Annotated in this window: 15 protein-coding genes; 12 read left to right on the top strand and 3 right to left on the bottom strand. The window is 41.4% G+C overall.

Going from position 1 to position 14,886, the window contains the following annotated elements; all coding sequences use genetic code 11:
* Positions 1-21 precede the first annotated feature (21 nt).
* Positions 22-711, bottom strand: a complete 690-nt coding sequence (locus R7Z78_RS13900; protein ID WP_140367308.1) for a GGDEF domain-containing protein — start codon at positions 709-711, stop codon at positions 22-24.
* A 409-nt stretch (positions 712-1,120) separates the two neighbouring features.
* Here R7Z78_RS13900 and R7Z78_RS13895 point away from each other — a divergent pair, with 409 nt between their 5' ends.
* The 6 genes from R7Z78_RS13895 to R7Z78_RS25045 all read left to right on the top strand — a co-directional run bounded on the left by R7Z78_RS13895 (position 1,121) and on the right by R7Z78_RS25045 (position 6,256).
* Positions 1,121-1,450 carry a hypothetical protein gene (locus R7Z78_RS13895; protein ID WP_140367307.1) on the top strand — a complete coding sequence of 110 codons (330 nt, stop codon included), beginning with the start codon at positions 1,121-1,123 and terminating at the stop codon, positions 1,448-1,450.
* 336 nt (positions 1,451-1,786) lie between these two features.
* Positions 1,787-2,773 carry a helix-turn-helix transcriptional regulator gene (locus R7Z78_RS13890; RefSeq protein WP_081886403.1) on the top strand — a complete coding sequence of 329 codons (987 nt, stop codon included), beginning with the start codon at positions 1,787-1,789 and terminating at the stop codon, positions 2,771-2,773.
* Positions 2,754-3,146 (top strand): TerB family tellurite resistance protein, encoded by a 393-nt coding sequence (locus R7Z78_RS13885; RefSeq protein WP_033905926.1) that lies wholly within the window; start codon positions 2,754-2,756, stop codon positions 3,144-3,146. Before R7Z78_RS13890 ends, R7Z78_RS13885 begins: the two co-directional genes overlap by 20 nt.
* A 2-nt stretch (positions 3,147-3,148) precedes the next feature.
* A complete protein-coding gene (locus R7Z78_RS13880) occupies positions 3,149-4,213 on the top strand; it encodes a hypothetical protein (RefSeq protein ID WP_033905929.1) in 1,065 nt (354 codons plus the stop codon).
* A 61-nt stretch (positions 4,214-4,274) separates the two neighbouring features.
* Positions 4,275-5,981, top strand: coding sequence for an ATPase (locus tag R7Z78_RS13875; protein ID WP_169644334.1), 1,707 nt, complete (start codon positions 4,275-4,277; stop codon positions 5,979-5,981).
* A complete protein-coding gene (locus tag R7Z78_RS25045) occupies positions 5,978-6,256 on the top strand; it encodes a YkgJ family cysteine cluster protein (protein ID WP_169644333.1) in 279 nt (92 codons plus the stop codon). Before R7Z78_RS13875 ends, R7Z78_RS25045 begins: the two co-directional genes overlap by 4 nt.
* Before the next feature lie 69 nt (positions 6,257-6,325).
* On the opposite strand, the gene R7Z78_RS13870 is transcribed toward R7Z78_RS25045, so the two are convergent.
* Together R7Z78_RS13870 and R7Z78_RS13865 are read right to left on the bottom strand one after the other, a co-directional pair.
* A protein-coding gene (locus tag R7Z78_RS13870) for an IS3 family transposase (RefSeq protein ID WP_169644332.1) occupies positions 6,326-7,476 on the bottom strand; the annotation gives its coding sequence in 2 pieces (ribosomal slippage) (positions 6,326-7,233 and positions 7,233-7,476; 1,152 coding nt in all).
* Between the two features lie 325 nt (positions 7,477-7,801).
* Positions 7,802-8,458 carry a LysE family translocator gene (locus tag R7Z78_RS13865; protein WP_169644330.1) on the bottom strand — a complete coding sequence of 219 codons (657 nt, stop codon included), beginning with the start codon at positions 8,456-8,458 and terminating at the stop codon, positions 7,802-7,804.
* A 179-nt stretch (positions 8,459-8,637) separates the two neighbouring features.
* Here R7Z78_RS13865 and R7Z78_RS13860 point away from each other — a divergent pair, with 179 nt between their 5' ends.
* The 6 genes from R7Z78_RS13860 (at position 8,638) to map (ending at position 14,625) form a co-directional block, all read left to right on the top strand.
* On the top strand, positions 8,638-9,543 hold the full coding sequence (locus R7Z78_RS13860) for a LysR family transcriptional regulator (protein WP_014204414.1): 906 nt from the start codon (positions 8,638-8,640) through the stop codon (positions 9,541-9,543).
* A 613-nt stretch (positions 9,544-10,156) separates the two neighbouring features.
* On the top strand, positions 10,157-12,763 hold the full coding sequence (locus R7Z78_RS13855; RefSeq protein ID WP_411977550.1) for an S-type pyocin domain-containing protein: 2,607 nt from the start codon (positions 10,157-10,159) through the stop codon (positions 12,761-12,763).
* Between the two features lie 2 nt (positions 12,764-12,765).
* Entirely contained in the window at positions 12,766-13,020 is a 255-nt protein-coding gene (locus R7Z78_RS13850; RefSeq protein WP_169644329.1) for a bacteriocin immunity protein, read from the top strand.
* 91 nt (positions 13,021-13,111) lie between these two features.
* Positions 13,112-13,378, top strand: coding sequence for a hypothetical protein (locus tag R7Z78_RS13845; protein ID WP_005477168.1), 267 nt, complete (start codon positions 13,112-13,114; stop codon positions 13,376-13,378).
* Between the two features lie 244 nt (positions 13,379-13,622).
* A complete protein-coding gene (locus R7Z78_RS13840) occupies positions 13,623-13,847 on the top strand; it encodes a ParD-like family protein (protein ID WP_047101829.1) in 225 nt (74 codons plus the stop codon).
* Positions 13,840-14,625, top strand: coding sequence for a type I methionyl aminopeptidase (gene map / locus R7Z78_RS13835; protein WP_169644328.1), 786 nt, complete (start codon positions 13,840-13,842; stop codon positions 14,623-14,625). The genes R7Z78_RS13840 and map overlap by 8 nt, the downstream gene beginning before the upstream one ends.
* Positions 14,626-14,886: the final 261 nt, after the last annotated feature.

Raw genomic sequence — 14,886 nt, 5'->3', positions numbered from 1 at the left:
TTGTATTTTTTAACCACCACATTACCCACCGATTGGTACTTTATAGATATAACTTTTGAGTGAGTCGTTTTTACTTTGTTTGTTTTTATACATATCTTTGTCTGCTCTCTCTATTAGTTGCTTTGCATCTAAATGTTCAGGCTCTCTTGCCTTATGGTACACGTAAGATCCAACTGAAACAGAAAGGTAGAAATGCTGTCCATCAATACGTATTGGCTCCTGAAGCTTAGTTCTTTTTTGTAAGCAGTTACACCAACTCGTGGTTTTTTGGTGGTCGTAGTTTGGGAGGATGGCAATGAATTCATCTCCTCCAAACCTAGCTATCGTCTGCTTTGGTAGTTGCATTTTTTTCAAGATATTACCTAGTCTTTCAATCATTCTATCTCCGACAACGTGACCAGCAGAGTCGTTAATTTTCTTCAACTGATCTAAATCGATAAATACCAGTGAGAAAGTTCCAATATCATTGTCTTGAATTAGAGACTCTATGTGTGTAATGCCTTGAGCACGAGAAGATAAACCAGTCAAAAAATCAACACTTAAACGCTTCTCTAAGAGTAAAACTCTATTTGTAAGTTTTTGATTTTCAATCTCTAAGTCTGAAATTTTTTTTAGTATGTTTTTAAGTCCAACATTATTAGGGAGGGACATGTTTTGTTCATCAATAAGAGAAATGCTACGGGAATGAGTGTTGCCTTTACTTTTTGACATATCGTTACCTTCAATATCTTGATTGATATTAGGTTACTTTGTAATGCGGCAAGTTATGTCGTAGTAGGTGATTAAATGAATCTATTGCTGGAAACATTTTAGCTGCGACATGATGTGTCGCATTCAAACGTAGACAGTGGCATTAGTAGTGGAGTTTTATTGTTGATTTTATTAATTTGTATTTCACTTATCTATGTAAGTTATCTAAGTGTAAGCAAAATTAATAATCTTTATTGGTAGCCTATTGGTGCTCAAAAATAACTTTTATAGTCGATCATTAAGGGTATGTCAGTTATGAGTGCAATGAGCTCAGAAGCATGGTTTTTAAAGGTTATCTGTTTTAGTCGTATTGATAGATTGTTTAACTACAAAATAAACAACGTGAATTAACAGTTGGTAAGGAGTCATTATGGGATTTTTCGATTCATTGGTTAGTGCAGGGAAATCGGCAGTTAAGGCAGTGAGTGACGCAGCTTTAACTCAAACCTTAGAACAATGGGAAAAGGTAAATCGAGCACCAAGTGAGCGCGTCAGAGATTACTATGATAGAAATAATCAGCAAGACAAAAATTCGCCTTTAAAAAGGGCTCTTGCTATTGCTGCATTACAAGACGGTAATCTATTTGCAAAAGATCAGGCAGCAAAAAAAGCCCTGCTTAATCTTAGAGAAAAAATAGCTTTTGAAAATGACCGGAAAGCACAAAGCTTGATTAGAGCTATAGATAATTTAGAGCGATAATATTATTACTTTTCGCTACCCTCTCATGAGCACAAGGTTATGGGAGGGATAACGACATCAACTTAGCCCCTTCCTCCGATGTTTCGATCTCATTCTCCTATAACGTGCTGACTTTGTAGCTGACGGTCGCTAACTTACCTCTGAGATCAGTATACCGAAGTAAAATTCGTTATTTTTTGAACTTTTTCTGGTTGATATTTGTGCGACACAACTTGTCGCTGGAATCAAATATAATTTGTGTGCATTAAGTCACATGATGGATTAGTTTCACATGTATAGTATCGATGTTCTCATTTATGGAACGAATGTCACGATAGATTTAAACAACGGAATAACTTGGCTTTGTCGAAAAGAAAAAGTACACAAGACTCATTAGTTCTTGTGCTTGAAATACTTAAACGAATCCCTAAGCACAGAAAGATAACGGCTCTAGAAATACGAGAGCAATTAGAAGTAATAGGCATTTCGCGAGATATAAGAACAATACAACGCAATCTAGAGATGTTGAGTGAACACTTTCCCATAGATAGGGATACTCGCTCTAAGCCTTATGGGTACAGTTTTGATAGAAATAGTCACGCACTAGGAGTGAGCTCACTTAATGCTCATGAATCTTTACTCTTGGCGTTAGCAGAGAAGCACCTAAAGTTACTGCTACCAAAAGATGTAATGCAGTCACTAAGACCTCACTTTACAGAGGCTAGGTATAACCTCGAGTTTGACCCTAAAAACCATAAAGATCGTGTGTGGAAAGATAAAATCAAAGTAGTGCGAGAGTCTCAACCTCTTCTAGCGCCAAAAATTGATAACAAAGTTTTAGAAAATATAAGTAAGGCATTGTATGAAGATCGTTTATTGACCGTAACCTATCACAATGCCAATAAGCAAGTTAGAACATCTACAGTTATGCCGCTCGGCCTTGCACAGCAAGGAGTTCGACTTTATCTAGTGTGCCGGTTTGACGGTTTCAACAATGAAAGAAGCTTAGCCGTTCATCGTATAAATGATGCGATAGTTTCGTCATTTAACTTCAAGAGACCGGAGAGCTTTTCGTTGGCTAAATACGATTCTGACGGAAGGTTTGGTTTTGGCGAGGGAGAGTTGTGTCGAGTTCAGTTTGATATCGATAAACAGGCTGGATACCACCTTGTTGAGACACCACTATCGGAAGACCAGATCATAGAAGAGTTGGGAAGCGCCTATAGAGTGTCAGCCACAGTCATTGATTCATTCTTACTTGATAAGTGGCTTAAGAGCTTTGGAACAGACGTCTGTAACATCTATAAAAAGAAAGGAAATAGCAATGTTTATTCAGCACCTTAATGATGAACAACAAGCCGCATTATATTACTTCTCTAAGGAGTTAATTGCAGCTGATGGATACGTTGATGAACGAGAAACTCTACTTTTGGAGGGAATCACTGCTCAATGTAACAACAGTGCAAATTTAGATAAAGCGTTTGATATTAAAAAGCTTTCTGCGATCTTTTCAGAAAAGGCGCAGAAAATGGCGTTTCTAATTGAATTAGTTGGTGTTGCTTACGCGGATCAGGTAATTGAAGAAAGTGAAGACAATTTCATAAAAAGTGTAGCGGAAAGCCTAAATGTGGACTTGTCAATCATTGAAGAGTTAAAGGATTGGGTTCAGCGCCAGATGGCTCTTGTGCTCGAAGCAGAAAAATTTTTGGAGAAATAAACATGCCATTACCATTTATTTTAGCAGGTGCTGCTGTTGCAGCAGCAAGTTATGGAGCTAAAAAAGGCTACGACGGGTATCAAGATAAGTCTGAAGCAAACGATATTATTGAGTCTGCAAAGAGAAAGTACGATGAAGAGAGAACTATCTTTGACAAACAGAATGAACAGACAAATAAAAGTTTAACCAGCCTCGGTGAGTTTCAACTACAAGTTGGTAACGATTTTAAAGAGTTCAGAACAATTGCAGAAAAGCTTTTAGTTAAATTGAACCAATCCAACTCTAAGGACCTAGAAATTGACTTCCCTCAGCATAAGCTTGATGAGATAGATGGTCTCGCGTTATCTACAACAGCTTACATGAGTAAGGTCGCTGGAGCTGGAGCTGCTGGTGCTGCCGCTGCATATGCTGTATACGGTGGCGTTATGGCTATGGCTGCCGCTTCAACAGGAACACCGATTGCCGCTCTATCTGGCGCTGCTGCATATAACGCAACTATGGCCGCTATTGGCGGAGGTTCCCTTGCTGCTGGTGGCTTTGGTATGGCTGGAGGTGCGATGGTTCTTGGTGGTGTTGTTGCTGCTCCTATTATGGCGATTGCTGGGTGGGCTTTTGCCTCTCATGCGGAGGAAGCATTAAGCGATGCAAGAAAAACTCGAGCAGAAGTTAACGAAGCTGTAGGTAAGATGGAGAAGGGGCGCAAACAACTAGCCAAAACTAAGCTATATGCCGATAGAATTTACAAAGAGATAGAACGCCTGTATTCAGTATTTAAAGAATACTTTGATAGCCTAAAAGCTTTTGAGAAATTGCTATCGAACAAAGCTGACATTTCCAAGTTCGAAGATGACGTTATTCGTCTAATTCAAAATGGCTACCAAATTGCCGCTATTCTCACTGATATCATTACAACACCGCTGTTTAAACCTAAAAAAGACGCACAGGGTAATGTGGTATTAAATGATGAAAACATTGTTCAAATTGAAACTGATAGCGATGGAATGCAAGTGATCAATGAGCCTGGAATAAAAGCTACGCTTGCAAAGTCGAGTAATACTCACAAGTAAGTATTGTTCTCGAAGAGATATAAAGGGAGGTTTTTCTCCCTTTTCAATGGAGCTGTATGGTATGTCAGAAACCAATTCACAACATTTTGCGTTAGTTGATGAACTAAATAAGACGGTTACTAAAAGTTTAGTAACGACGTTCGGTTTGGACTTTTTACTTTTTGAAGACAAAAAAGGTGGCGATGTTGCAACCGTTCACAATGTTCGCCAGCACCAAAAAGGTGATGCTGAAATCTATGTCTCAAAGAGTGTTCAAGCAGAATATGCGAATAAAGGGGATTACAAACCAGTTAAACATCATGCTGACGGAAGTATCGTAACTGATAGAAAGAACAAACCCAAAAGAGAAGATCGCTACCACTCTCATCAGAATTATAAGGCGAAGGGAAAGGAAGACAAAAAGCTGCAACATGATGGTAATTTACCAGACGAATATCGTAACCAGTTTATGTCTCAGGATGAAAAACGCCAACTAGACCACATCATTTCATCGCATGAAGTCCATAATGATGCGGGAAGAGTGCTTGCAGGGCTAGACGGCGTAGAACTTGCCAATCAGAACTCAAACTTTCAATCGACACATTATTACATCAACAACCTCAAGTCAGATCATTCTATGGATGATTTCTTAGGAACCGTTGTACCAAGGACAATTGAGAACAAGCGTAACAATATTGAAAGAGATAAACTGCGTTTAGCTTCTATGCCCTCGGAAACTAAACAGCAAAAGCATGAAAAACGTAAACTAGCAGATAAAATCACTAAGCAAAGTGAGCAGGTTGCTGTTCTTGAGAGCCTTGATGAAGACAAAATGCGTGAGGCGGATAAGAAGGCAAGGCAGCAGTACGATAAGCAGATTAATTTTACTTATTATACTGGCAGCAAGTTTTTTAAGAGTACGGCGATGGCTTCTAGTAAAGCTGGTTTCGCAATGGGGGTTAGACAGGCATTAGGGCTTGTTTTTGCTGAAGTTTGGTTTGAAATAAAAGATGCAATTCCTCAGATCTTTAAAGATAAAGAAGAAAACTTCACACTTGATAAGTTCCTAAATAAGCTAAAGGTTACCGCACTAAAAATTTGGGATAGGGTCAAAACTCGATTCAAAGATATTCTGGAAGAATTTAAAAACGGGGCTTTAGCGGGTGCCCTGTCTAGCTTGAGTTCGACCATAATGAACATCTTTTTCACCACTCAAAAGTTGATTGGAAAACTCCTCCGTGAAACTTGGTCAAGTCTAGTTTCGGCTGCTAAAGTCTTGTTCTTTAATCCGCAGAGACTTAGCCCTGGAGCTTTGGTGCGAGAAGTTACACGTATTTTATCTACTGGTGTTGCGGTTGCAATGGGAGTGATGCTTAACCAACAGTTAGCCTCGCTGATGACATTTCCTCTCGGTATTGAACTAGCCTCGTTTGTTAGCGCGGTGGCTACGGGCATAATGACTATTGGTATCACATACTTTTTAGATCACAGTAAATTAATGCGAAAAGTATGGGATTACCTAGATCAGTTTAAGTCAGTAGAAAAGAGAACATTGGAGTACTTCCAGACGGTAAATGCTGAACTTGATCGATACTTGATTGAGCTTTCCAAAGTTGAGTTTAATCTTTCACCTGATGAACTGGCTGGACTTGTCGACAACTTAGAATCTGTCAGTTGTGAATACGAAAGAAGTATGATGTTGTCGAAAGAAGTAAGTCGAAGAGAGATAGAGTTACCTTTTGAAGACAACAACCTAGATAGTACTCGAGCTTGGTTGATGAGTTTATGAACCAAGTTACCCTAAATCCTTTCCCTTGCTATTCATGCGGTAAATGTTGTGCGAATGTTGATTTATCCGCAGAGACCAAGAACTTGGACCGAGGTGACGGCATTTGCCGTCATCTCAATGTGGAAAACAAACAATGTCGTATATATGACACGAGACCGGATATTTGTCGAGTGGAGCTACAGTATAGAAGGCATTATGCTTCTACTTATACTTGGCAAGCGTTTGTTGATATAAACCTATCAATATGTGAGAGCTTGCGTGATAAATTTTCATAAACATAAGGTGTTCTACAAAACAGCATATCTATGGCAAGCTGATCTGCTCCAGCCAGACTGGACACTTCATTAAGCGACATTTTGTTGTTCAAAGTTAACTGGGCTTAGATACCCAAGAGCACTGTGCCTTCTCGTCCGATTATAATCAACCTCTATGTACTCGAAGATCGTTTGGCGCATCTGCTCTCTCGTCATAATCGGCTCATATTGGATTGCTTCCACTTTCATAGAATGGAAGAAACTCTCAACACAAGCATTGTCCCAGCAGTTTCCTTTCCTACTCATACTTTGCTTGAGGTTATAAGCAGTTATGAGATCTCGATAATCTTTTGAGCAGTACTGACTACCTCGATCACTATGAACGATAACCTGCTCGGGGAATCCGCGACGGAACAATGCCATTGATAGCGCATTACAGACCAGCGTAGCCGTCATTCTGGTATCCATAGACCATCCAATTACTTGTCTTGAGTAAAGGTCAATAATTACCGCCAAGTACAGCCAGCCTTCGCTTGTGGCTATATAGGTGATGTCTCCAGCCCATTTTTCATTCGGAGCCGATGCGCTAAAGTTCTGAGCCAACAGATTTGGAGCAACAGGCATTTGATGCTTGATGTCCGTAGTGCACTTAAACTTGCGTGCAGCTTTCGGCGTTAAATCTTGACGCTTCATACTGGCAGCAATGATTTTAACGTTGTAGTTATCACCGCTCTCAGACAGTTCTTTTTGAATACGCCTTGAGCCATCTCGGCCTTTACTGTTGTCGAAAGCTTCTTTGACTCTTGTATCAAGCTTTTGGCGAATTGCCTCGTGTTTGATGGCCTTATGGCGATGCTTAACCCAGTAATAAAACCCACTTCGGGATACCCCGAACACCTTAGCCATACGCACAATACTGAAGCTCAGCAGGTGTTCGAGCATAAATTCATAGAAATTTACTTTAGATTCTTCGCGAAGTAGGTGGCGGCCTTTTTTACAATGTCTAGCTCTTCTGCTTGCTCAGCCAACTGCCTTTTGAGCTTGGCAACCTCTGCGGCTAGTTCTTGCTCTCGCTGACTAATACTGGTGTCTTTCTTCGAGTTCTTTCGCCACCCGTAGATTTGAGATTCATGTAAAGAAAGCTGTCTTGCTGTCGCAGCTACTCCCACTTTATCTGCTAACTTCAGGGCTTCTGCTTTAAATTCAGGGGAATGTTTAATTCTAGTTTTCTTAGTTGTCATTGTTCACCTCGTTAGTGATTGTACTCACTTAACTCAGTGTCCAAAACTGTTGGGGCAGATCACTAGGGTGGAGTTGTTGGGCTATTTGTATCGTAACTCATAGTTGGACAAAGGCGTGTCAGTGGTTCTTCTGATTTAGCTATCATCGAATAACTTTAGATATCCCAAAACGCAATCAGGCACCCCTGAACGCAGTGCCTGAGATGGAAGAAAATGGACAGAATCGTGCATCCTCGAACTGAGGTTCTAGGTTAATTTAATGCAGAATTCACAAAAAAACATGCATTAACTCGATCATGTACAACTAACTTTTTCCAAACTTGAGCTAGCTAGGTACCGATAACAGAAGCAATTGTTGAGAATTATAAAACACTCCACCCACAGCTACAGCCAATAAGAACCCCTCACATAATCCTTCAATCCAGCGCGAGTTAAATGCTTTTGACCACCATTTAGCGCACAAAATGTAAAGAGAGAGAATGCTTGCATCAAATAGCACCCAGATAGATGACAATGTTATTACGCTGGTAGAAAAATTGTGTGTCACTGCAATAAACTGCGGAAAAAAAGCGACAAAGAATAAGATATCTTTCGGGTTGACTACCCCAATAATAAAACCTCTGACTAACCCACTATTTTTGGTGGTTTCGTTGAGAGTTGATGTTGATTCATTATCTATATTGACATTTGGTAACTTCCTTATTGTGAGTAGTTCCGATATCGCGCCGAAGCCAATATAGAAAGAACCAGCAATGCCCAATAAATATAGATAAACGGGAGACAAGTGTACTACACCAGCTAAAGTCAATACTGCAATCGTCATTAACAGCAAGGACGCTCCATTGGTGCCTAGCAAAGTCATAAATGCTTTGCGCTGTCCTTCGCGGGTTGCTGTAGAAATAAGCAGAGCAACGACTGGACCGGGAGTGATAATTAGCAGTAGAACAGCGAGGCTGTAGGTGGCGAGTAATGATAGATTCATGGTGTGTTTCTTCCTGTGGAGATACTTGATTGCCTATAGATGAGTGAAACTCATTCTTTCGAATTTCATTAGTTCGATTTAACTTAACGAAATAATCCTATTATGTAAGGCTTAATCAATGCTGAAAAACGGAAAAAACTGTATATTATTATGAGTAATACTCACAATGGAATACAGACATGACATTGCCTCCACTGTATGCGTTACGGGCATTTGAAGCAGCTGCCCGCTTAGGATCTTTTTCTAAAGCTGCTGAAATACTTAACGTTACACCTGGTGCGGTAAGTCGCCATGTGCGAACGCTGGAAGAATGGTTTGAATGCAAGCTGTTTGAACGACATGGCCCGAAAGTATTAATTACTCCCGCTGGTAACTCTCTGGCCAGTCAACTGACGGAAAGTTTCCAGAGCCTGGAAAATGCCTGTTACTACTTTGGTCGCAACAATCGGCAACTGCGCTTAAAAGCGCCATCCACACTGACCATGAGCTGGTTACTGGACGCATTGAGGAGTTTTCGAGATGAGCACACCGTACCAATTATTGAAATTGTAAGTGTATGGATGGATATTGACAGCGTGGATTTTGTCCGAGAACCCTACGATTGCGCCATCTTGCTGGGACAGGGTAATTTTGGTACAGATACCGAATGCCTTCCGCTGTTTGAAGAGCTGCTGATTCCCGTCTGTTCACCAGCGTTACTGAGTGAGGCTCAATATGATTTAAGCGCTTGTGAGCTAATTCACCCAACTTCGGACCGCCGTGACTGGCGGCGTTGGATAGACCGCACTGGTTATTATAAGTCTTTGAACATTAATAAGGGCAAGGTGTTCGATACTCTTGAGCAAGGCAACCAAGCGGCCATCAGCCGCCATGGTATCTCTGTTGGAGATTTGTTACTTAGTCTGAAAGCGATTGACACCGAGTTACTTGCGTTGCCATTTAAGCAAGCGGTGGTGACTGGTGATAGCTATTATCTTGTCTGGCCTAAAGGTTCAGTTAAAAGACAATACATCGATTTACTCTATCAGTGGCTCAAGTCTTCAGCACCTGGTCCATTGCCTGACGAGGTAACCTGTCTAAATTGATAAACAGGGGACTAGGAAAGCTAACAAAACTAGCTGACGTTGTTAACTCGGTCCTGAACTATATCGTGCATGGAGTGCTGACCCTATATCTTGTGTAATCCCAAGGTCTAAATAGTATGAAGAGCCTAGCTCATTTCATGCCCACCTCCAAGTTACACCTTTCAATTTAAGTGCATAATAATGCAGGTGATGATTTCTGGCTGGACACACCGTTTTGACAGAAATTGGGAGATTCCGTTCAGCGCCATTCTGGTATCTGCGATAACCTCACGTATGGCAAACTCAGAAGAGTAATCCGCTGCTGAGCAATCGCACTAAGCAGGAATGGGGCAAAGCCTTCTTAGAACTATTACATCCACAACGTGCCCACTACGAATGTATTCACGGGTAAAAACACCATATGTATCGCTTCAGCTAAACAGCTACCGTACACAAAGACCACAGCCAACACCGACCAACTTTTTGGATTTATACCCAACTTTTTGGCTCGATAAACAAAAAATTGTATCGGCATACACTACTATCATCCTACCTAGCTGATTTTGCAGAAGAAAGTTAATGGCATGCTTACTGCTTATTGCCGTGATAACTAGTATTCACTTTAGGTATTTGTGTGTCCTATAAAGTTCTTCCACTGTCGGAAGTAATGTCTCATGAATTTGGATTGATAGAGGGCAACTTCCATAATATTTCGGAAGCGGATATCGCCTCTGCTATTCCTTCACATCTTACTTTTGAACAGCTAAAGCAGCATCTCTACGAAGGTAATCTCGCACTCGTGAGTGATACGCCTCAAATTCCCGCTCTACTTAGTTACAACGACCCAATAGGTCCTAAAACTTGGCGGCTGAATTCTGAGGTTATCTCTGAACTTTCGGATGATGCGGCTAATAATTTGTTAGCAATAACGAAAACCACCAGAACAACGGGAGGTTACCGCTCTTGTATCTTGGAAACCTCGACGCCCGAACAAGTTTACACGTTGCCGCCAATCGCAACCGAAAGTGAAGAGGAACTAATCAAGGAGTTTGAGTACAGCTTCGAAGTCGGATGCTCGGATACCACCATAAAGAAAATGGTGCACAGTGACTTTGCTTTAGCGAAAACTGAAAAAGAGAACGCGGTGACCCGTTGGGAGCAAGCCAATACCGAGCAAGGCACCCGCTACACAGCGTTATGTGTGTTTGATGAGCCAAAGCGTTTAAATATCCACATCGCTGATGACAATCTCGGACTGACACCATTGGAAGCCGTCACATTACAAAAAGCCGGCAGCCATAAAGCTGAGGAAGGTTTTATACCTGTTGTCCCTGCAGTGCGATTGGGTGAACGTTTAGGTTTGCCTACAGAAGGCTATTACTACCACTTTAATGATGGTGAACTTGTCCAAGAGTACAAAATTCTTGGGGAAGAAAAATGGGCGTTTTACGCTACGCAATCGACACAGGACAAGCTCAATGACGAGCGTGGTTTTACTAAAGACCAAAGCGCTATTTTGGTGTATTGGAAATTAGCCGATCAAATCATCGAAAATCAATACATCATTTATCTTGAGCGACAAATCACGCGTGAAGAGCTCGATAATCTCAGTGAAGATTGGCTGTGTGAAAACGGGATAAAGTTGGATATCCCCGCATTGTTTGATGCGGTCAAACAGCCGGAAGAAGCGCGCTCAGAAGGTAACAACGATGAGACGCAAGCGGAACAAACCGCAGCGACGCACACCGTAACGGTAGGGGAAAACTGGCAAAGCATCGCTGAACTATATGGTATGGGAGCTAAAGCCTTGCTCTTGCTTAACCCAGTGTTTGAGGCCGACCCTCTGTCACTTGCGGTAGGTGATGAAATTATTGTTGCTGAGAAACAGCAACAACAAGCACCGGACAAAAAGAATACCTTTCCGCCGCTGCGCCCACAAACTTACAACAACATCCGCAACAGTCATTATCAGCACAGTGATCCATTGCTCGGGTTGACCAAATATAGAGCCATTAACACTGCCGATTGCATAGAAGGCGATGTGGTAATCCTCAATTTAAAAGACGCCACAAGCTCGCTCGTGTTCGCTAAATCCTGCACCAGACCAGAGGGATGTATTGAAATTGGCGACCAACAAGAGTCAATAAGTAACTTTGGTCCTTGGTCATTCTTCTTTGCACAAGCCAATGCAAACCCAGCTGCTGTCATACCCGCCACTCAAGCGACACAAGCACAAATGGCTATGGGCAGTTCCGCAGCTGTCGCCGGTTCCCCAGAGCAAATGCAGCAAACCCAAACCGCAGCGATGCAGTTAGATAAACTGGCCGGCACATTGAAAGACAAAATCGTCGAGGGCTACCGCTGGCAGGTCGAAGGTATTGGCGCTTTGTTTGCCATGCAGCAAAGCTTATTTGGCGATAACACCCAATACACAGACCAAGATTTACGCCAAGTAACCACGGTGCAAAGCCGCGTTCGTGTCCACATTACCGAGCCCCAAGATGGTGAGTTTTATCCGCACGTACAGGGCTATCATGTAGATGACACACGAATCCCCATCAAATATGTGAAACAAGGGAACAATGGTCAGTTGTCCGTTGCGATTGAAGAGAACGGAGCAACCATATATTGGACTCCAGAAGAAAACGGTGAAGCAAGTTGGCAAACTACCCCCGATCATAGTGATGGGTTTGAAAAAGACGATATACTGGTCACGCCAATCCACTCGGATAGCGATGCGAACGTCACCGTTACGCCTGCGCCTGAAGAGAAAGACTGGCGTGATGCGATCTTGGTATTCCCTGAAAGCTCAGGCATTGCTCCGCTCTATGTGGTTTACAAAGAAAGCCCGAGAGATAAGCCCGGAGTCGTTACTGGTAAGGGCGAAGATATCTTGGGTATCTGGTTAGCTGATGCGGGTAAAGATTTAGGAGCTCCAATACCGTCTCAAATTGCTGATAAGCTAAGAGGAAGTGAGTTCAGTAGCTTTGACGATTTTAGAAGAGTCTTCTGGGGCGAGATTGCCAATGATCCTACTCTATCAAGTCAATTTATACCTGCGAACCTTAAACGGATGATGGATGGCAAAGCTCCTCGAGCAAGGTTTAAGGATACCGTTGGAGGAAGACGTTCTTTCGAACTACACCATGTTGAAGAAATACAACATGGTGGTTCTGTATACGATGTTGACAATTTAAGAGTAAACACCCCCCGTAACCATATTGATATACACAAGAGTTAACGATGGAATTAAAAGACACACTGAGTGCTTATACTGAAGCTGATTTCATAAACTTACTAGATGAGATAATTGAATCAAAGGGCAGCGATGATTATCAAGATAAGTTGCTTGAACACTTCATATTAATTACGGAGCATCCGGCGGGTTCAGACTTAATTTACTACCCAGAGAACCCGGGTGAGGATACGCCTGAAGGGATAGTCAAAATAGTGAAAGATTGGCGTGCTAGTCAGGGACTTCCTTGCTTCAAAGAGTAAAAGCTAAAAGGCGTCACGATGACGCCTTTTCTTATTCACACGACTCAATCTGTTCTAAAAACCGCTCAAAATCCTCTTTTGTCAGAACCTTATGGCTGCTCTCGATGAACTCAATATTTTGTCCATTGCGATTGAAGATAACGTACCAACCATCAATTGGACGCCAGAAAAAACGGTGAAGCAAGTTGGCAAACTCCCGATTCAAGTCAATTTATACCTGCGAACCTTAAATGGACGATGGATGGCAAAGCTCCTCGAGCAAGGTTTAAGGATACCGTTGGGGGAAGACGTTCTTTCTAAATGCACCATGTTGAATAAATACAACATGGTGGTTCTGTGTACGATGTTGACAACTTAAGAGCCCCCCGCAATACAACACGAGGATTAACAACGAATAGCATTAGAAGAATGGATTACTTTTAGTAAGGCAAAACCCAATAAACAGGATATGAATGAGTATTTACTCTGTCTTATAATGGGGCAAAAGCTAGTCAATGGATACATATCAACTCCATCATGAGATCCTATAATCTCCAACAGATTTGACACTACAATCCCTAAAAATACAATGCGTATATGTTTCGTATATCAAGCGTATATTTATGGGTATTGTTAAAATTTCAGAAGAACTGCATGAAGAACTTCGTAAAGCAAGCTCGGTCATGTCACGTTCAATAAACTCACAAGCAGAGTTTTGGATCAAAATGGGCATGTTGGCTGAGCTACATCCTCAACTTTCATTCAATCAAATCATGGCGAATCTGATGCAATCCGCGAATGTTTCCGCTACAAACATCTCAACAACTGAAGAACATTGTGATGCATAGTCAAGTAATGATTAAGTCTGAAGAAGATATTTCGTTAATGCGAGAATCCGGCAAGTTACTTGCGCAGGTTTTTAAGATGCTCGACGAATACGTCCAACCTGGCATCTCTACGATGGATATTAATAATAAAGTTGAACAGTATATTGTTAATGAACTCAATGCTCGACCTGCAAGTAAAGGACAATACGATTATCAATATGTACTAAATTCATCGATTAATGAAGTTGTGTGCCACGGAGTTCCTAAAGAGACTGAGATTTTAAAAAGTGGCGATATTATCAACCTAGACATTACTCTAGAAAAGAATGGATTTATTGCCGATTCAAGTAAAATGTATGTAATGCCTTCAGCATCACCGCTTGCTATTCAACTGGTAAAAACAACCTATAACGCTATGTGGGAAGGTATTAAGCAAGTAAAACCTGGGGTAAAACTTGGTGACATTGGTCATGCGATACAGCGACATGCAGAATCCCATGGATACAGTATCGTAAGGGAATATTGTGGACATGGAATAGGTCGTGAAATGCATGAAGAACCACAGGTACTTCATTACGGTCAGCCAAATAGTGGACTCACATTAAAAGAGGGCATGATTTTTACTATCGAACCAATGGTGAATCAGGGTACTGCTAAGATAAAAACCAAAAAAGATGGTTGGACGGTGGTCACTAGAGACAAAAAACTCTCAGCTCAATCTGAACATACAGTACTTGTCACCAGTACAGGATATGAGGTTCTCACGTTAAGAGAAGAAGAAAAGCTGCAAACGATGTGATAATAGACAGAGAAGCTTTCGACAAAACAGGCGCAATTCATAAGAAATATTAATTCAATCTAGGCGCACTCCAACAAACTATAACTATGCCTCAAAATCGTTTTGGGGCAGAAATGTGTTAATGATTTTACTAATTTAGTGAAAGGTGAATTACCTGAGGTGTGGAAAATCTTAACTCCAAAAACGTAAGATCTACCTCTACTGTTTCGCTACTTCAATTGATACACGCCTAACTACTTAAGTAAGTCTCTGATAAAATTG

Origin of the sequence: Vibrio sp. 1167, from assembly GCF_033340375.1 — a bacterium.
Classification (GTDB): Bacteria; Pseudomonadota; Gammaproteobacteria; order Enterobacterales; family Vibrionaceae; genus Vibrio; species Vibrio alginolyticus.
Note: the sequence above shows the minus strand (reverse complement) of the source record. Positions and strands in the feature narration are given on the sequence as shown.

Excerpts from the sequence above, each read along its gene's own strand:
- R7Z78_RS13900 (WP_140367308.1), bottom strand. The coding sequence starts at position 711 with ATGTCAAAAAGTAAAGGCAACACTCATTCCCGTAGCATTTCTCTTATT.
- R7Z78_RS13895 (WP_140367307.1), top strand. The coding sequence starts at position 1,121 with ATGGGATTTTTCGATTCATTGGTTAGTGCAGGGAAATCGGCAGTTAAG.
- R7Z78_RS13885 (WP_033905926.1), top strand. The coding sequence starts at position 2,754 with ATGTTTATTCAGCACCTTAATGATGAACAACAAGCCGCATTATATTAC.
- R7Z78_RS13880 (WP_033905929.1), top strand. The coding sequence starts at position 3,149 with ATGCCATTACCATTTATTTTAGCAGGTGCTGCTGTTGCAGCAGCAAGT.
- R7Z78_RS13875 (WP_169644334.1), top strand. The coding sequence starts at position 4,275 with ATGTCAGAAACCAATTCACAACATTTTGCGTTAGTTGATGAACTAAAT.
- R7Z78_RS25045 (WP_169644333.1), top strand. The coding sequence starts at position 5,978 with ATGAACCAAGTTACCCTAAATCCTTTCCCTTGCTATTCATGCGGTAAA.
- R7Z78_RS13865 (WP_169644330.1), bottom strand. The coding sequence starts at position 8,458 with ATGAATCTATCATTACTCGCCACCTACAGCCTCGCTGTTCTACTGCTA.
- R7Z78_RS13860 (WP_014204414.1), top strand. The coding sequence starts at position 8,638 with ATGACATTGCCTCCACTGTATGCGTTACGGGCATTTGAAGCAGCTGCC.
- R7Z78_RS13850 (WP_169644329.1), top strand. The coding sequence starts at position 12,766 with ATGGAATTAAAAGACACACTGAGTGCTTATACTGAAGCTGATTTCATA.
- R7Z78_RS13845 (WP_005477168.1), top strand. The coding sequence starts at position 13,112 with ATGGCTGCTCTCGATGAACTCAATATTTTGTCCATTGCGATTGAAGAT.
- R7Z78_RS13840 (WP_047101829.1), top strand. The coding sequence starts at position 13,623 with ATGGGTATTGTTAAAATTTCAGAAGAACTGCATGAAGAACTTCGTAAA.
- map (WP_169644328.1), top strand. The coding sequence starts at position 13,840 with ATGCATAGTCAAGTAATGATTAAGTCTGAAGAAGATATTTCGTTAATG.